Origin of the sequence: Candidatus Nitrotoga sp. BS, from assembly GCF_927797785.1 — a bacterium.
Lineage (GTDB): Bacteria > Pseudomonadota > Gammaproteobacteria > Burkholderiales > Gallionellaceae > Nitrotoga.
Genome location: NZ_CAKMLL010000084.1, coordinates 1 through 18,054, shown reverse-complemented (window position 1 = coordinate 18,054; position 18,054 = coordinate 1). Strand labels below are relative to the sequence as shown.

The following is an 18,054-nucleotide window of genomic DNA, read 5'->3' as shown; positions in this document are numbered from 1 at the left end:
AATGTGACAGGCATCATTGTTATTAGTTCCGTTAACTACGGTTCACTACACTAGAGCCTTCTTTTTAACTACGCCTCGGCAGTTTTTTTCTCAAACCATTTGTACAACGTGGGTAGCACCACCAACGTGAGCAATGTGGAAGTTACCAGGCCGCCAATTACCACGATGGCAAGGGGTCGTTGCACTTCTGACCCTGGCCCTGTAGCGAACAACATGGGAATAAGCCCCAGCATTGCTACTGTAGCGGTCATTAGCACTGGACGGAAGCGCTGCCGGCAACCTTGAATTACGGCTTCCGACTGAGACATACCTTTTTCCCGCAAGGTACGGATATAAGATACCAGGACTACACCATTTAACACTGCGATCCCCCACAGGGCAATGAAACCCACAGAAGCTGGCACTGACAAATACTCGCCTGATAAAAACAGGGACACCACTCCGCCCATCGAAGCAAAAGGCAGCACCATGATGATAAGCGAAGCGTAGCGCAGGGAACCAAACAACAGGAACAGCAGAAAAAAAATTGCAGCAATGGTCACAGGAACGATAACCATCAAGTGACCCATCGCCCGCTCCATATTCTGGAACTGACCACCCCACTCCAGGTAATAACCCTCGGGAAGCTTAATCTTTGCATCTACAGCCAACTGTAGCTCGGAAACGAACCCGCCCAAGTCACGTCCCTTAACGTTCAACCCCACCACGATACGACGCTTTGCTTTCTCCCGGCTAATCTGTGCCGGCCCATCCAGCACGCTGATGAAGGCCAAGTCTTCCAAAGCCACATGGGCGCCGTTGGGCGAGATGACGCGCAAAGCATGGATTTCCTCTACGCTATTGCGAAATCTCTCTGGCAAGCGCACCACGGCGCTAAAGCGGCGTTCACCTTCAAATATTTCGGTGGTGATTCTGCCGCCTATTGCCGTCTCGATCACGTCGTTTATGTCAGTTACATTGAGGCCATGTCGAGCGATGGCTTGACGATCGATATTAATAGACAAATACTGCTGACCGGTAACCCTTTCCACGCGCAGATCCTGCGCTCCCTTGATAGAAGTTGCCACCTTGGCAATTGCATCAGCCTTCAGCTTGAGCAAACCGATGTCGTCACCAAACAACTTGATCGCCACATCGGAGCGCACCCCTGTGACCATTTCGTCAACCCGGTCTGAAATCGGCTGGGCCATCACTACTTGCACCCCGGGCAAAGTTCTAAGTTTGTCCCGGATGGCGTCGGCAATGTCGTCTTGCGTCCATCCGTCTGGCCATTCGTCACGGGGTTTGAGGCTAACTATCGGGGTCGATTCATTCTGGCTTTGCGGATCGGCAGGACTCTCTCCACGGCCAACGCCAGAAAAAGCGGACTTTACCCCGGGCACCTGCATCACCATGTGCATCGCCTCCATTTCCACCTTGATGGATTCATCCAGTGAGATATTGGGTACGCGATTTATGGCGGGCACGATAGAACCTTCCTTCATCTCGGGTATGAACGCCGTACCAAGCAAAGGTAGCAGCAGCAAGGCTCCGACTAATGCCCCTCCCGATATAATGATGGTCTTTCTGCCATTGGATAGCGTCCAATCCAACAACCACAGATAGGGTTTCTTCAAAAAGGCAACCAAGCGGGTATCGTGCTCGTCTTTTCCTACTAACAGGTATGAGCACAGAACCGGGGTCAGAGTGAGCGCCAGAATCAGCGACACGAACAGGGCGATAGCAATGGTAAATGCGAGTGGGGCGAACATTTTGCCTTCCATACCCTGCAGAGTCATTAATGGCAGAAACACCAAAATAATGATAGAGATACCAAAAATAACCGGCGTAGCTACCTCTGATGCTGCGTCAAGAATTACCTGCATTCGACTAATATCTTTACGCTCAGCTAGACGCTGAAAAGTATTTTCCACCACCACCACCGAACCGTCCACAATCAAACCGGTGGCAATAGCGAGGCCACCGAGGGACATCAGATTGGCAGACAGGCCGTAATGATTCATTACCATGAAAGTGATCAGCGGTGTCAAGACCAGGGAGGTCACTACAATCAGAGATGAGCGCACGTCGCCGAGGAACAGAAACAACACAATGATAACTAGCACCACACCCTCAAGCAGCACCTTGATCACAGTTAGCAAAGCCGCATCCACCAGCTCGCTGCGGTCGTAGTATGAAACAATTTGGAGGCCGTCGGGGAGCATCCCCTTGTCGTTTATTTCTTCGACCCTTTGCTTGATTCGGTTAACAATCTCTTTGGCGTTGCCAGCGCGGATCATCATCACTATCCCGCCCACCGACTCGGTGATGCCATTTTTAAGCAATGCGCCATAGCGCACCTCGTGACCGATGGTCACTTCAGCCACATCACGCATGAACACCGGCACTCCACCCTGCTCCTTGAGCACGATCATGCGGATATCGTCCAAGCTTTTTATCAGGCCTACACCGCGAATCAAGTATTGCTCAGAATAACGGGGCAAAACGCCGCCGCCAGAGTTGGCATTGTTGCGGGCGAGAGCCTGGTACACTTCCTGAAGTGTCACCTTGTAATGCCTCATGCGATCCGGATTGACCAACGCCTGATACTGTTTGACGTACCCCCCCTGAGAGTTGATTTCTGCCACACCAGGAATGCCCCGCAGCAGTGGTCGTACCACCCAGTCCTGGGCAATCCGGCGTTTGGTCAGCTCTTCTTGACTAAGCACCCGCTCGCCGTCACCTGGCTTCTCCAGAATGTACTGATAAACCTCTCCCAATCCTGTAGACAGTGGGCCTAGTAAGGGTGTCACACCCACAGGCATACGTCCGCCTACCTCGATCAGGCGCTCCATTACCAGCTGACGCGCGAAATAAACATCGGTAGCATCGGTAAATACCAGAGTAATCAGCGATAGCCCCGGTTTATTGAGAGAGCGCATCTCCTCCAAGCCTGGCAGACCGGTCATGGCCATTTCCAACGGCACTGTTACAAAGCGTTCGACTTCCTCAGGTGAACGGCCAAAGGCCTCAGTGGCAATCTGAACCTGTACATTGGTCACATCTGGAAAAGCATCCACGGATAGCTTGCGCGCCGCATCCAAACCGATTGCCACCAAGCAAACTGCCACCACGACAAGCACCAAGCGCTGCTTGAGCGCAGCCCGAATCAGAGATTCCAGCATATCAATCTCACGGCTCTTCTCGCTTGCGCTCGTTGTTTAGATGAAAAGCGCCTTCTGTGACGATACGTTCGCCAATTTTTAAGCCTTCCAGCACTGGAAAATAATGATCGCTTTCATGTCCCAGCAAGACACGCCGCAACTGGAAGCGCTTTTCGTCCAGCTGAACGAAAATATGATCCTTGTTATCCTCTCGCACCACCGCCGCAGCCGGCACCACCAGGCGACGCTGGGATTTAACCAGAATCAGCATGGAGGCAAGCATTTCCGGCTTGAGCATACGTTCATGATTTTCTACATCCATACGCACTTGCACTGTTCGTCTATCCGGATTAACGGTGTCGGCAACAAAAATCAATCGCCCCTCAATGCGCTTGCCGTCCAATGCAGGAATTTCAGCTTGTACCACCTCACCTTTCTTCACATGGGAAGCCTGCTGTTCAGTCACCTCGGCAACCAGCCAGACGTGGGACAGGTCAGCTACGGTATAAAGAGGTTCAGCCGGTTGCACTACTTGGCCCGATGTCACATTACGCTCAATCACCACTCCGTCAAGCGTGGCAATAATGGAAGAAAGGGAATTCACCCGGCGCGTAGCCGCCAGCTTGGTAATGGCGCTTGTGCCCATTCCGAGCACCTTGAGTTGTTCGAGGGAAGCATGCAATTCGGCTCGGGCCTGAACCAGATCAGCCTCACGTTTCTGCAGCTCAGCTCCACCAATTACATCAGCAGCGAACAGTAACCTCGCCCGCTCCACAGCACGACGCTGCAGCCCTTCTTGAGACAATGCCTTGATATATATTAGCTGGGCAGCAGACAACTCGGTGCTATTCAGCGTAGTCAACACATCGCCACGCTTTACCGTCTGACCAAGAAAAGCATGGATTTCAGTTACACGCCCGGTAACGGCAGAACCGATGCGCGCCACCCGATGTTCGTCCACTTCAACGTTGGCCGGAACGCGCAGGGTTTCGGCCAAATCACCTTCGCTAGCAAGAGTGATTGTCAGACGCTTTAAAAATTCCGGTGTAACCTCTACAACTGAGGGATCGCTGACCGGAGTTGCGACGGCACTCGGAATTTTTTTGTCCTTGCAACCAGCCATCAGAGTTAACAACAGAATGGAGACTAAAACAGCAAAAAATGTGCGCTTCACAGTACTTCTCCGGCATTGGGGGGTAAGGCGCGCAGCCGGGCAATTTCGATGAGCGCTGCTTGCAGTTCGTAACGAGCATTAAGGTAATCCAAACGAGTGGTACGCAAAACTCGCTGGGCGTCCAGAAACTCAAGAATGCCACGTTCACCATAGCGATAGGCCGCTTCAGCTACCTTCATGGCGTTTTCGGCATCGTGCATCAGACCTGTTTCGAATATCATTACCTGATTTTTGGCAATCTTGTATCGACCGTAAGCCTGATCCAGAACGCCCAGCAGATTGATGCTTGTCTGCCGCTTCTCCGCTACAGCCCGATCAAACCCTGCGACTGCCTCGCCGATCGGACCCTGACGCCGATTCCATATCGGCAAGGGCAAGGACACGCCGACTTGCCACTGTTTCCAATCCGGATCTTGATTAGTGCCTACCGTAATGGTGGGCTGTGGGTATCGCAGGTTGCGTTCTAGCTGCACCCGCGCTTGAGCACGACGCGTTTGAGCGTCAGCAACCTTCAGCAAAGGCTGACGCTCCAATAAGTCTTTGCGAAGCTCTTCCAGTTCTGGCAGATCTGGGGGTAGTAACTTTTCCTGCGCCACTTTAAAATTTCCCGCAAGTGGCGCACCGATTAGCGCCCGCAACCGATCGCGGCCTTGGGTAATACGTAATTCAGCACTATTAACAGCACTTTTTGCAGCCAATACCTCGACTTCTGCCTTGACTAATTCAAAGCGTGGGGATTCTCCAACTTTTACTTTGAGTTTCACCCTGTCGCGAATTTGCATGAGCAACTCATGGTTGACTGTAGCCAGCTTGACCTCCTCTTGACGGCGTAATACATCGAAATAAGCCTGCTTCACTGAAGCCCGCAAATTTATTCGCGCATCCGACACTACCGCCTCACTGGCGGCAATACCGGCTTCCGCGCCCTGCCTCCGTGCGGCACGCACGGAGGGTAGTTCGACCAACTGAGATAATGCAGCCACATTGGTATGCCCATTCGGAATACCAATGTGCTTTGAAAGCGAACTACCCGCTCCGATTTGAAGATCCGGATTGGGATAAGCCTGCGCCGTAGTGAGAGCGGCATTCGCGCCACGCTCTTGAGCTATCACGTCAGCAAGCGCTGGACTGTGTATGGCTGCGAGACGCAAGGCTTCGTTTAAAGTCAATGGCGTCGCGGCATATGATGGAGTGACTGCAATTAGTAAAAATATTGACCACCATAAACGAATAGGCAAGCTATGCAATTGCATGTTATTTTAATTTTCCAAATATATTCTTAGGGGTATCACGTGACACCGATAATAGCTACATGTTAAACCAGTAAAAAACGGCGGATTCAACTCTGAAGTGCAACTTTTGTCAGTGCATTTAGGTGGCGAGCTGCGTTAATATCGGAGCCATTTAAACGACCAAGTAACAGGAGCGTAGATGAATCAATATAAGCAGCACATCAGCAAGCTACGATACCAGATTTACGGTCTGAAACAAGCTAACTTGAATCAAACTGAGATCACCAAAAACTATTGAGACTGTACTTCCCCAAGGGCATAAAGCTGTCAAATATAACCGAGCAACAAGTGCAAGAATCGATAGTGCGGATCAACCACTAACCTCGAAAAGTACTTGAATTTAGAACCCCGCATGAAGTAACTTTCGGGATGAAGGCGCTCTACAACAATCAACCACTGGCTGTTGCACTTCGAACATAAATCCATCTTACTGTATGTTACATACGGCCTCATTTATATTATTTAGTTTAATGGTAAATTATTTACGGCAGTTTAAATTGTGGCTCAGCCTAATAAATCGTGTATTTGAAACTCCAGTACGCACTAAGTTCAAATGGGCGCTAATATTACTGACAGGGCTGATGGGACTGTGTGGGATGGGAAGGGAGGCATGTGCCGACACTCAGCGCGCAGGATTAGGACTGCAAGTGCTGCTGCCACAGTAACTTAATGATTATATGATAAATATAGGCGGTCACTAGCGTGATTGACGTAGATGATCTGCCCAATTTTGGGAAAACTCCATATCGCATGCAGATGTTTTTGCAGTTCTACCAACGCCAGAATGGTAAATGGATACGCGTCTTTTATCGTTTTCATAGTTGCACGCAAATCATCTAGTATGCCTCACCAATAAATCGGAGCTGCGTTCAACAAGATTAACAGTGAAGAAGCATGCACCTCCCGCTGCATCGAAAGTCGGTAAAGTATGCGTTTATCAACCTCCTGTGATGTTGAGCCTCATTTTATGCAGCCCAGTAGATACCGCGTTTTGCGTTGGAAATAGTCCCGGGTACTTGATTTTTCTTGATTGGTATTGGCTGGTAGTTGGACGCCAATAATGACAAACGTCTCGCCCATATCCGAAAAAAACCACAAGCGTGGTGGAGTGCAACTGGCTGTACCCTGAAATGGCGTTAAATAGCACATTCTCACGGGGCACGCTGTACTACCTTGCGGCTGCTGCTGGTGCCCGACTGTAGGCCAGCAGAATTATCTTGATCAGCACTTCCAGATCAAGGGCAGATGTGCCATCGACACCATTCTTAATAACGGTCATGGGAGGCGAAAAGATCGAGTTCAGGATCGACCAAATGGTATAACGCGTATTCAAAACTGCCGGGAATGACTTGCCGTTCAAAGTCGACTGGCAGAAATTTTAAGCCTTGGCGTATTGGTTTGAATCACGCCATAAGACATCCACTTCAGTTTTATTTCGTAATGGAGTTATAGCTGATAACGGGGTGAACATTAAAACGAATCCAGGCTTCTCTACATCCTCAACGACGGCGGGCGAATCCAAGTCCTGCGAGTCCAATTCCCAGCAGCGCCAAGGTTGCAGGTGCTGGGACAGCTTCTGGGACAGCTGTAGCCGCCGACTCAATATTGGCGATTTGGACAAAGTCGCCACCGGACTCGGTAACCGGCAAGATCAGGCCAGTAGAATCCGGAATAGTTGTGTCAATGAGACCCCCAAGATTTAAATCTTTGATTGCAATGTCCAGATCAAGCGGATCCTGCTGCGAATTTGGGATATTCCCTGGTACTGATTCAACAAAGGCACCCTTTCCGCCGTCTGTAACATTTGAGGCATAGCCAAAATTTCCGATAGTTTTATGTTTTGGCATAAGATGGTTTACCCCCGGGGAGCTTTTAATCGACAAACCAGCCAAAGCTGCACCTAATATTGGCGCGGCCGAGGATGAGCCACAAAACAAACTCAACACCATCAATACAGACAACAAGTTAAATGAGCTGCCATTAAACGTATTTTTAGCATACTTGGATAGCGATTTCATGCCGACTTCCTTGTAAAGTTAAATAAATAAATCAAGCTTCATAATTCGATAAAACATTTATAATGTAATTTAAGCAATATTCATACCAAAAATTAAATTTTATTTATTAACAATAGTATATGCGTATAACTTGTGGCCCACAAAGCCAGGACTGTAAGAGTTTTCGACATAGTTAAATCAGCAAAAAAGTGTACTTATAGTTCAATATGCGAGTAGAACGGCGAAAAAAAACAGTGGATTGCCGGACAGATTCAAATCATCGCACATACTCAACAGCGCTATTTTCCTCGCTGGATTCGTCATAGACTTATATATATTGCTACGTTACCACTGCGCATTCTCATGGCTCACAGTTGCCATCGAAATTCCCAGCACTATCTACGTGACGTAAAATGGGAAGCATATTTTGTAAAATATTGCATATCGTAGCTAGCTTAAGGATACGTTGGCAGCAAAATAGACGTAATGTAAGAACCACTCATAATACCGGTCAATTCGTGCGATTGATTCCAGCATTTTTATGCTATAGCAGAACATCCCGTCTGCCTGAAGTGTAGCAGACTAATAATCACTTGTTCAGAGTTAAGAAAGGTCAGCCAAGAAGATACCGCGCTTGTCCCGTTACTCTCTATGCCCCTCAAAAATAGCTCCTCTATTTTTTAAACAATATCCACCTGAGTCAAAGAAAAATGCGGCTTAGGTATATCCGGTACATCAATTTTCCATCTGGCAAAAACGATGACGGATGTCAAAACTTCTTCATTTTTTAACTCAGCTGACTATCAAGCTTGGGTTGTTGAAAACCAAGTTTTATCCACAAGGGACATAATATCGTCCCCATCACTAAAAGCCCGGCAATCCAAGCTTCCCGCCAAGGCATCCAGATTGGCGCGGGACTTCCGACCATCCATGAACCGATGCCCGTCAAGAAACAGAATATCGACAAGGCCGCAAGCCCCATTGCCAAAATCGCTCGCCAAAATCGTGTAGAACTTTCTGGATGATCAGGATTGACACGTTGTTCAATTGGTCTCCAAAACCCGGGTGGCTGAGCGCGCCGATAAAATGTTTCTAAGCGGTCATGATCTTCAGGGCCAGTCAATAACGAGACCCCTATGCCTATCATCGCGGAACCAATCCCCATTATGAGTACCCGCAACTCCTCTTGATCCGGCAACCCCCATAACAAGAGCGGCGCCATCATGATCGAGGTCATGATGCAGGCTAATTCGCCCCAGGCAGTGATACGCCACCAGATCCATCGTAACACCAGCAACACACCCATCCCCGAGCCCAATAACAGACTCACCTGCCACGCCATTTGAATTGAGGACAACCATGGAAGAATGCAGAGGGCAATGACTAGAATAAGCACATTACTTCCACGCGCCACCCATACTAATGCGCGATTGGAGGGTGTGCGTTTTAACCAGGATTGACAAATAAATCGACGATACACATCATTTGTCCAATAGGACGCGCCCCAATTCAAATGCGTATCCACCGTAGAAGCCAAGGCGGCTAACATGCCAACCAGCATGAGTCCTTTCAAGCCTGGTGGCAAAAGTTCATCGATTCCTTGAATAAAGGTAAATTCCCGCGCCGCCATATCGATTGAGCCAGAAGCTGGCGGGAAAATCACCAATAACCCTAAAGCCAACGGCAACCAAATCAAACTTCGTAACAGGACTTGTGCCACCGTAAATACCACAGCCGCCAGACGAGCATCGTGATCGCTTTTACAGGCCATGGATCGCTGGGCCAGGTATCCAGTGCCATCAGCATTCATCTGCAACAACCATTGGAAACCGTAGACCAAGATGATCATCATCGTCGCATCTTTGGCCCCAAACGGCGTAAAGGCCAAGAGCTCATCTCCAGTCAGGGGATAACCTGCAGCCGTGGTGAACTGCTCCTGGATTCGGTGAGTGAGTGCCGTCAGCCCGCCGACATAATCGACCACCACCCAAGCAAATCCAATACTCGCCACAATACCAATGACAAATTGCACCAGGTCAGTGTTGACCACGCTGCGCAACCCACCGGTTGTGGAATACAACATGGTCACCAACACCATGGTACCAATTGAAAATAAATTATTGCTGGAACGGATCCAAATCGTGTCTGCTTCCATCCCTCCAATCGCAAATGGCACACCAACCCATTGCACAATATGAACACAGAATTCAAAGAAGGCTGGAGGTAGCCATTGATTCCACAGAAGGAACGGTTCAGCGAGACGTGTCGCAGCCAGGAGGACCATAGCCAAGACGGTGCAATTGATAATCGTGCCAAAATAGATGGCTTTTATTCCCCGCAATGCTGCGGCGGCACGATGGCCATAGCGCACCTCAGTTAATTCCGCATCGGTCAGCACACCCACTCGCCGCCAACTCGGCGCCAACAAAAACCCCATAAGGAGAAAGGCCAGGGCATAAATCCACAATCGCCATAAGGCAAAGACCCCCGCAGTCGCGACCAAGCCAGTCACAAGAAGTGGGGTATCAGCGGCGAATTGCGTGGCCGCCATACTCAACCCCGCTTTCCACCCCGAGAGACTCCGCCCGGCCAAGAAATACTCATCAAGATTTAGAGAGGCCCGTTTTCGTTCACGAAATCCGGCATAGAGCGCATACAGAATAAAGGTTGCCAGAATGGCCCAGTCCCATTTAGTCATACCCTTACGCTCATAAAAGATTTCTCATAATATCGATCTCATTTTTTTCTCAAAGGGAACTTCACTTGATGAAAAGCCAATAAATACCGCTTTTACAGTCAAGCATTTTTCAGATAATCGTGTTGATATGGCTGTTGCGTCGAGTACGCCAAAGCACAAATGCACCAGCTTACGCATTGCTGCACCAAGGACATCTTGGACTAGTCTCGGGCAAGCAGGTGTTCATAAGCATTTTGACGTGTGGTTTGTGGTGTGTTCCCCACCTGTGGGCCAATTGCTGGAATACTTTGAAGCTATGTCCTAATTTTTCTGAAGATCCGAATTCTTGTAGATACGTACGTCAATATCCTGCTGATAACAAGGTAAGCATTTAAAAGGATTCAGATTATTCTACAGCCTCAACCTTAGAATTCACCGGTGAAGCGCGGCTTTATCGCGCAGCGTCCGGTGGAATGTTGGGTTGGGCAACTGATCTTGAGTGAGTGTCGGTAACACTGCTAAACAGCGGGTCCGGCGACGACTGATTTGTTGTGGGCGACAAAGTAAGTTGTCTGGGCTTGTTGGCTAAGGAAGGCCGAATAGTCCTTCTAATCCAGGCAACCATGCCGGTGTCTACTTGTTGCATTTCAGCTTCCGCCTCAGCCAAAGTAGATTCCCATACTGGGGAAAAGCCCGGCGCTCTAGCATTCATTAAGCGGATGGCCTTGTCATAGATGTGCAACGTCAAAAGGTCAGACTTCTCGGTCTTAGTTTTGAGTGTGGCAACCGTGACTCGCAGATTTTCGTTCTGTTTCTTCAATCCTTCTAGTTCTGCGGTCAGCGCCTTGTGGCCAGTGTCGTGCATCAATATATGACCACGGAGTAAAGACGCATTTTCTTTTTCAAGAGATCGGCGTCCGAACCATGCCTTGATCATCACAAAAAGGGAAAGGACAAGCCCGATAGACAAACCTGCAACGCCCGCCACAAAAGGATTACTCAATTGCGTCAAGTCCATTTTGATCTCCAATAGTTACAGCAGTTAAGTCGCGGCATCGTACAGCTTAACGACGGCTGTAAGCGGCAGGTTGTAGCGGTGAGGCTTGTGCTATTAAGTGCAAGCCACCGCAGAGGTCTGTCCGTCTGATCGCCTTTGTTAGGCAAGCCGCAACTCCTTTAAAGACGCTAGTGCATTTCCCTTACTCATATCTGGGTTGATGTCCAACTCAAGAATAGTTACTGCCGGAAGCTCTACTTGATAATCTTCAATTTCACTTGTTGCACCTTCAGGACAGAAGTTCCACTGTTGTCTTATGATTTCTTGGTACGATTGACCGCCATCTGGAGACCAACGCAAAACATATTCTTGCGTACGTTTAATATCTAACTCTTCGAAGTTCAGCCTGATCCATTGCAGCCTTTGTGGATTATCGAAGAGTAGCCTTATCATCTGTTTTCCCGGTCTTGAGGCCCGCCACCCAGAATCGTTGCCAGGCAGTAATGCGAACTCGATTGGACATACATCGTCTTCAGAGGTGACCTCAGCAACCGCAAGTTTCTCTATATCCAACCAGTTGTGATCAGAATATGCGTTTTGCTCCTTAACTGGATTGGTAATTCTCTTACGCATCAGAATACCTTCTAAATTTTAATAAACTAGAAAATTACAGTTTTTTGTCAGGCTAAATTACTTGTTAGCTGTTTACAAACTAGGATTTCTTAACTAAACTAATTACAAATAACAACATAACAGCGCCAATAGTGGCCATAATTATAGAGCCTAATAAGCTGCCTGTTGTTATGCCGAGGAAACCAAATACAAAACCACCCAATACAGCACCAACAATTCCCACAATAATATTGCCTATAGCACCAAATCCTCTTCCCTTCATAATAATGCCAGCAAGCCACCCAGCCAAAGCGCCAACTGCTAAAAATATTATCAAGTTAATGATATCCATGTTACCTCCACTGTTAATTTTTTAATTAAAAGGTATATGCCTGCAACAAAACTGACCGTACTAGTTATGTAGAAAGTCATTACTACTTTATCTGTTTCTGTGCCTGTAACAGCTTTGTTAATTGTGATGCGATAGAACCAGTAATTGATATCCTCAGATTGCCATGCCAGTTCCTAAAACTATTAGGACAATACCTATGATTTTCATTGTAGCTCCTGAGCTCATCGCCATGTTGTACTCCTATAGTTGACAGAAATGAAATGTTTTAATGTCACAGCTAACGTTCGGAATAATGCGGCGCGCTTTTTGCGGTCGCCGTTGATTGACTTGTTGAACGAAGCCGCTACGCGGAGGCAACCCAAACTGCGATGCCACGATTTATGCTGCATCTTCGTCCCCTTGTTTTCTGAGGGGTTAATTTTGCACACAATCATGAGGACACGCCAGCATGAACACAACATTTTCATCGCAATCGCACTTCGACCAGCCGTACCAGACACCTCTCAAGCACCTCAAGCTCAAAGGTTTGCAGCCCAAGACCATCGAGGCGTACTCGCGCACCCTACGCCGCATCGGCGCGCGCTTCGATCATCAAATCGACAGCCTGACCGAGGCACAACTGAGGGACTATTTCACCGAACTGGTGGCGTCGCACGCGTGGTCAGTTACCGGCTGTTCTTCTTCACTTTGTATAGCCTGGGGCTGCGCCTGGGCAAAGGGCTACGGCTGCAATCGCCACTGCCCGCACTGTCCACACCACGAAAGCCAGCCTTGGTTGGAACGGCAGTTACAAAAACAGGTACCAGCCGAATACGTTCTGCTGACTTTTACCCTGCCTGCGGAATTCAAGGGGCTGGCTCTTGCGCACCAGCGCATCATCTACGACTCGCTTATACGTTGTAGCTGGGTGACTGTGCGCGCGTTCGCCCAGAACGACAAGCAGCTGCGGGGCACGCCCGGTGCCATCGCGGTGTTGGATACCAACACGCGCCAGATGGAGTATCACCCGCATGTCCATCTGGTCATGCCTGCGGCGGTGGTCGCTCGTGAGCAGCAGCAGTAGCGCACCAAGCGGCGCGGCAAGGGCGGCTATCTGTACAACCGCAAAGCCTTGGCCCAAGTGTTCCGGGAGAAAGATATCGTCGCCAGCAACGACGGTCACGTGATGTTCCGTTATCGCCTTGCCAAGACGGGGAAGAGGGAACGGCGAACCGTACCCGCCCCGCTTGCCGCACGGGATACATGCTGACCATGTAAGCGATACGCACTTTTGACAAGTGCCGGGGTGTCAGTGCCCACAAGCGGAGCGATTCATTCGTCTGAAATCTGGCGAAATAGGCGAATAAACGTCCGAATCGGGCATCACCTGTGGATAGAGCCCCTATGAAACGGGCGTTCAACCGCCCGTTATCCCGCTAGAACTTCAAACCGGAGCCATTCACAACAAGATATTTTCTATGAGGCCACTCGAGCACTCTGGGCCGGGCTCGTCCAACAAACGGTTTAGATTGTGGCTCGCTTCGCGATCACAATCTGAACTTATTCGTTATGTGTTTTATCAAGATTGTCCATTGGAAGTACGAACCCAATATAAACAATGGAGGTTGTTTATTTGAGTTTTAAGCTGACAGCAATAAGTCCGCACCTATAATTAAGTGCAGCGCAAGATGATCAATACGGCCACACCCAGTCACGCTCTTCCGGCTTGTCGATGCCATGTTCATGTGCATAACGGCGGCAATCAATCTGCATATCGCGCAGACTCTCTTTGACATGAGCGCCTGCTACTTTTAACCCTGGCACTCGGTTGATGACATCAATGGCCAAGCTAAACCGGTCGATCTCATTTTCGATAGCAAGATCCAACGGTGTATTGATATTGCCACGCTCCTTGTAACCGCGTACATGCAGGTTGTTATGATTGGTGCGACGATATGCCATGCGATGGATCAACCAGGGATAACCGTGGAAGTTAAAAATAATGGGTTTGTCGACGGTAAACAGGCTGTCAAAATCTCTGTCGGACAGTCCGTGTGGATGCTCACCAGCTGAAGTCATACGGAACAGATCCACCACGTTGATAAATCGAATCTTGAGATCAGGAAAATGCTGTCGCAGCAAAGCTGTGGCAGCCAGCGCTTCTTTTGTCGGGATGTCACCGCAGCCGACCATCACCACGTCCGGTTCGAAACCCTCATCATTGCTTGCCCACTTCCATATCCCCAGTCCTTTAGTGCAGTGCTTAATAGCTGCATCCTTATCCAGGTACTGGATATGCATCTGTTTGTCACAGACTATGACGTTAATGTCATTGTGACTGCGCAGGCAATGGTCGGCCGTGGTCAGCAGACAGTTGACATCTGGCGGCAGGTAAATGCGTGTAACTTTGGGGCTCTTGTTAATCACGACATCCAGAAAACCTGGATCCTGATGAGTAAACCCGTTGTGATCCTGACGCCAGACGGTGGAAGTGATGAGTAGATTAATCGAGGCGATGGGTGCACGCCAGGGCAACTCCTCACAGATGGCCAGCCATTTGGCATGCTGGTTGTACATCGAATCGATAACATGCACGAAAGCCTCATAAGTGGCGAAGAAGCCGTGACGACCGGTAAGCACATAACCTTCGTACCAGCCTTCCAAGGTATGTTCCGAGAGCATCTCCAGCACGCGACCATCGGGACTGAGTTCGCCACCATCGTCATCCTCAGGAAGATAGTCTGCCAGCCATAATTTCTTGCTCACCTCGTAAACCGCGTCCAGTTTGTTGGAAGTGTTTTCATCGGGACCGAACACCCGAAAGTTATCCATGTTCTGGCGCATCACATCTCGCAGCATAGCCCCCAGTGGCTTGGTGTTCATGGCGCTGCTCTGACCGGGTTTGGCGACATCAATTGCATATTCACGAAAATCCGGCATACGTAAATCACGTCGCAACAAACCGCCGTTGGCATGCGGATTGGCACCCATGCGGCGCACCCCTTTGGGCGCTAGCGCTTTCAATTCGGGTAGCAGACGGCCCTGCGTATCAAACAGCTCCTCTGGCCGGTAACTGCGCAACCAGCTTTCCAGTTGCTGCATGTGTTCAGGATTACCTTGCAGGCCGGACAAAGGCACCTGGTGTGCACGCCAGTAACCTTCGACTTTCTTACCATCTACCTCTTTCGGTCCGGTCCAGCCTTTGGGTGACCGTAAAATAATCATTGGCCAGCGTGCACGGGTGACTGCACCGCCATTGCGTGCCTGCGCCTGAATCTCGCGAATCTGTTGTACACAGCGCTCCATTGTGGAGGCCATCTTCTGGTGCATGGTGTTCGGATCGTCGCCTTCGACGAAGTAAGGTGTCCAACCGTATCCCCGAAACAAGTTCTCCAGCTCGTCGTGGGATATTCGAGAAAGAATGCTTGGGTTATTGATTTTGTAGCCGTTCAGATGAAGAATCGGCAGCACCGCACCGTCACGCACCGGATGTAAAAACTTGCTGGAATGCCAGGACGTGGACAGCGGACCGGTCTCGGCCTCGCCATCTCCAACTGCCACGGTAACAATAAGATCCGGATTATCAAATGCCGCGCCGAAGGCGTGTGACACACTGTAACCGAGCTCACCACCCTCATGGATAGAGCCAGGCGTTTCCGGCGTACAATGACTGCCAATGCCGCCGGGGAAGGAAAACTGCTTGAAGAATCGTCGCATGCCTTCCTCATCCTCGCTCTTGTCCGGATAAACCTCAGAATAAGCACCTTCCAGATACACCGGCGCCAGCACCCCGGGCGCACCATGACCGGGGCCGGCGAGGAAAATAGCATTCAGGTCATATTTATTGATGAGCCGGTTCATATGCACGTACATAAACGACAGCCCGGGGCTCGCACCCCAATGGCCGAGCAGGCGCTTTTTGATGTGCGCAAATTCAAGCGGCTTGCGCAGCAGTGGATTCGCCTGCAGATAAATCATGCCGACAGCAAGATAGTTACAGGCGCGCCAGTAGGCATCGGTATTCTTTAACTCATCAGCGCTCAAGGGCGCATCATTGGCAGTAGTTTTGTTTGCTCTCTGTGTCATTTTCTGCTCCTCTCATTTCGAATGCAGTGTAACGTCATTTTTGTCGGGATATCGCCTACAACATAGCATATGGCATGCTTTGCAGTTAGCAAGTTCCTCTTCGGCAGGAATTATCCAGGCGGACACGGGGCTATCCTGTCTACTTATCTGCGAATTGCCAGCAGCAGTCAGCGAACAAATTTCGCGCACCGCACGATAGACGAACAGAACAACAGCTTCCGCTGAGTGCAGATCGCTACTGGCTAAAAACTCACGCATATCGCCACTAACCGCCGACATGCCAAGCAAACCAGATTGCTTATGCAATAGACCGGAGACAACGTCTGGCGCCAAACCCTTTTCATTCATGATACGAAGCAACATGCCGAGATCAATGCCACCACAAAGTGTTGCCATGTAAATCCGCCCAGTGGCATGAATATCTAGTGGTCACCCACCCACACACCTTCGACTGATCAAAGCACACTGGCTGACACAGTGGCCAAGACGGGCGAAGATCAAGCGGTCATCGGCATCTGAATAACGGGGTAATTTGCAACACCATCGATCTGCATATTCCCAATCGGGATTAGGTGGGAAATTTTGCGAAGTGATCTATCTGTCAAATCCCAAGTGATCCAGTACTCGTTTCATCAGCCCCATACCACCCCAGGCGGTAATTTCTTTGTCGGTAAATCGAAGGTTAAATTCCATGATTTCTCCTGCACTGAAATAGCAATGGCTTAGTTTAGCCGGAAAACACCATAAACATAATTAAAATCATTTGCTTGCTCTAAATGGTTTCCATTAGAAATTGGGGCTAATAGAAAATCTCGGATCATAGCGAATCCGTCGCTTTGACGTCGGATTGATAGAAGTGCCCCTAATAAAGAAGGTAAATGGTTGCACTTTCTAATCCTTTGGATTTAATTACTGGAGTTGGTAGATAGCAGGGCTGATACGGAAGCGCCTAACAACTTCCCTGATTAGCCATAAAGTCCAGCAGACTCATCCCTTTGATTGTGGGAAAAATAAGTAATACGCTTAGCAATCAGTACGTCGGCGCGCTAATGCGAAACGAACATTCGGAATGTAGTTTGGTTGAGGGTCAATCTGTTCGAGCTGGATTAGGAACTTGTCGAAAGCTTCGAGTAACATATCGGGTTGTTCAGCATCCGAAGACTCGGGAAGCATTTTGATCAATTGCTGCCATTCTTTATAGCCCCGCACATCTGAGTTGTACAGCTCATCCAAGTTTTTTTCAGAAACCTGCTTCCAGTCAAAGCTCGCCACGACAATCTCCTGATGATGTGTAAATGGAAAATATAATCGTGTTTTGACAAGTCATAGTCATACTTCATCCCCTGAAAGTAATGATTCGATGCCGCGCCTCCGTTTCTGTGACAACAGGGTTTCAATTTTCTCTAACACCCTCACAATGATCATGCAACGAATACCTCCACCATCGAGAGCTAGGATCTTCTTGGGTCCAAAGGATTGCATGTGTGCTATCAGTTTTTCGTTCATGGTTTTTCTTTGAGATTATCAGGTGCGTCTGGTGGAATCGGCAAGCTCGGGCATTGCACGATGTAATCAATCTCCGGCGAAACCCACTGGCTCCACTCTTTGCGGCTCATATTGCGGGTAAGCTTCTTGCAAAGTTCGTCGAGCCATGCATCAGGGGCAGGCCAATGGCGCAGGGTCTTGTCATCACTACCGGAAACGAGGCTGCGGCCGTCGGGACTGAAGGCGACGCTTGTCACGAT

The 18,054-nt window shown here is 49.3% G+C and carries 13 protein-coding genes and 2 pseudogenes; 2 read left to right on the top strand and 13 right to left on the bottom strand.

The window, feature by feature from the left end; genetic code table 11:
- Positions 1–68: 68 nt before the first annotated feature.
- The 8 genes from MJ769_RS10740 to MJ769_RS10705 form a co-directional block, all read right to left on the bottom strand.
- Positions 69–3,164 (bottom strand): efflux RND transporter permease subunit, encoded by a 3,096-nt coding sequence (locus MJ769_RS10740; protein ID WP_239237125.1) that lies wholly within the window; start codon positions 3,162–3,164, stop codon positions 69–71.
- A 7-nt stretch (positions 3,165–3,171) separates the two neighbouring features.
- Complete coding sequence (locus MJ769_RS10735) at positions 3,172–4,317, bottom strand: efflux RND transporter periplasmic adaptor subunit (RefSeq protein ID WP_239237124.1); 1,146 nt, start codon at positions 4,315–4,317, stop codon at positions 3,172–3,174.
- The gene (locus MJ769_RS10730) at positions 4,314–5,570 is read right to left on the bottom strand and encodes a TolC family protein (RefSeq protein ID WP_239237123.1); all 1,257 of its coding nucleotides are present in this window, start codon (positions 5,568–5,570) and stop codon (positions 4,314–4,316) included. Before MJ769_RS10730 ends, MJ769_RS10735 begins: the two co-directional genes overlap by 4 nt.
- 1,538 nt (positions 5,571–7,108) lie before the next feature.
- Positions 7,109–7,627, bottom strand: a complete 519-nt coding sequence (locus MJ769_RS10725) for a PEP-CTERM sorting domain-containing protein (protein ID WP_239237122.1) — start codon at positions 7,625–7,627, stop codon at positions 7,109–7,111.
- 766 nt (positions 7,628–8,393) lie between these two features.
- On the bottom strand, positions 8,394–10,304 hold the full coding sequence (locus MJ769_RS10720; protein ID WP_239237121.1) for a sodium:solute symporter family protein: 1,911 nt from the start codon (positions 10,302–10,304) through the stop codon (positions 8,394–8,396).
- 430 nt (positions 10,305–10,734) lie between these two features.
- Positions 10,735–11,301 carry a hypothetical protein gene (locus tag MJ769_RS10715; protein ID WP_239237120.1) on the bottom strand — a complete coding sequence of 189 codons (567 nt, stop codon included), beginning with the start codon at positions 11,299–11,301 and terminating at the stop codon, positions 10,735–10,737.
- A gap of 138 nt (positions 11,302–11,439) precedes the next feature.
- Positions 11,440–11,913 carry a hypothetical protein gene (locus tag MJ769_RS10710; RefSeq protein WP_239237119.1) on the bottom strand — a complete coding sequence of 158 codons (474 nt, stop codon included), beginning with the start codon at positions 11,911–11,913 and terminating at the stop codon, positions 11,440–11,442.
- A gap of 79 nt (positions 11,914–11,992) precedes the next feature.
- A complete protein-coding gene (locus MJ769_RS10705) occupies positions 11,993–12,244 on the bottom strand; it encodes a GlsB/YeaQ/YmgE family stress response membrane protein (RefSeq protein ID WP_239237118.1) in 252 nt (83 codons plus the stop codon).
- A gap of 448 nt (positions 12,245–12,692) precedes the next feature.
- Here MJ769_RS10705 and MJ769_RS14765 point away from each other — a divergent pair.
- Positions 12,693–12,902 (top strand): annotated as a pseudogene (locus MJ769_RS14765) (phage integrase N-terminal SAM-like domain-containing protein); the annotation flags it as partial.
- Between the two features lie 9 nt (positions 12,903–12,911).
- Positions 12,912–13,460, top strand: a pseudogene (locus MJ769_RS14760) (IS91 family transposase); the annotation flags it as partial.
- A gap of 455 nt (positions 13,461–13,915) precedes the next feature.
- Here the strand turns inward: MJ769_RS14760 and MJ769_RS10695 are convergent.
- From MJ769_RS10695 to MJ769_RS10675, 5 genes are all read right to left on the bottom strand, one after another.
- Positions 13,916–16,309: a phosphoketolase family protein gene (locus MJ769_RS10695; protein WP_239237116.1), complete on the bottom strand. Its 2,394-nt coding sequence runs from the start codon at positions 16,307–16,309 to the stop codon at positions 13,916–13,918.
- A gap of 12 nt (positions 16,310–16,321) precedes the next feature.
- Complete coding sequence (locus tag MJ769_RS10690; RefSeq protein WP_239237115.1) at positions 16,322–16,705, bottom strand: hypothetical protein; 384 nt, start codon at positions 16,703–16,705, stop codon at positions 16,322–16,324.
- A gap of 627 nt (positions 16,706–17,332) precedes the next feature.
- Positions 17,333–17,581, bottom strand: a complete 249-nt coding sequence (locus tag MJ769_RS10685) for a hypothetical protein (RefSeq protein ID WP_239237114.1) — start codon at positions 17,579–17,581, stop codon at positions 17,333–17,335.
- Positions 17,582–17,638: 57 nt separating this feature from the next.
- Positions 17,639–17,815 (bottom strand): hypothetical protein, encoded by a 177-nt coding sequence (locus MJ769_RS10680; protein WP_239237113.1) that lies wholly within the window; start codon positions 17,813–17,815, stop codon positions 17,639–17,641.
- On the bottom strand, positions 17,812–18,054 hold a 243-nt coding region (locus MJ769_RS10675; protein WP_239237112.1), incomplete at its 5' end, for a WD40 repeat domain-containing protein. The genes MJ769_RS10675 and MJ769_RS10680, both read right to left, overlap by 4 nt.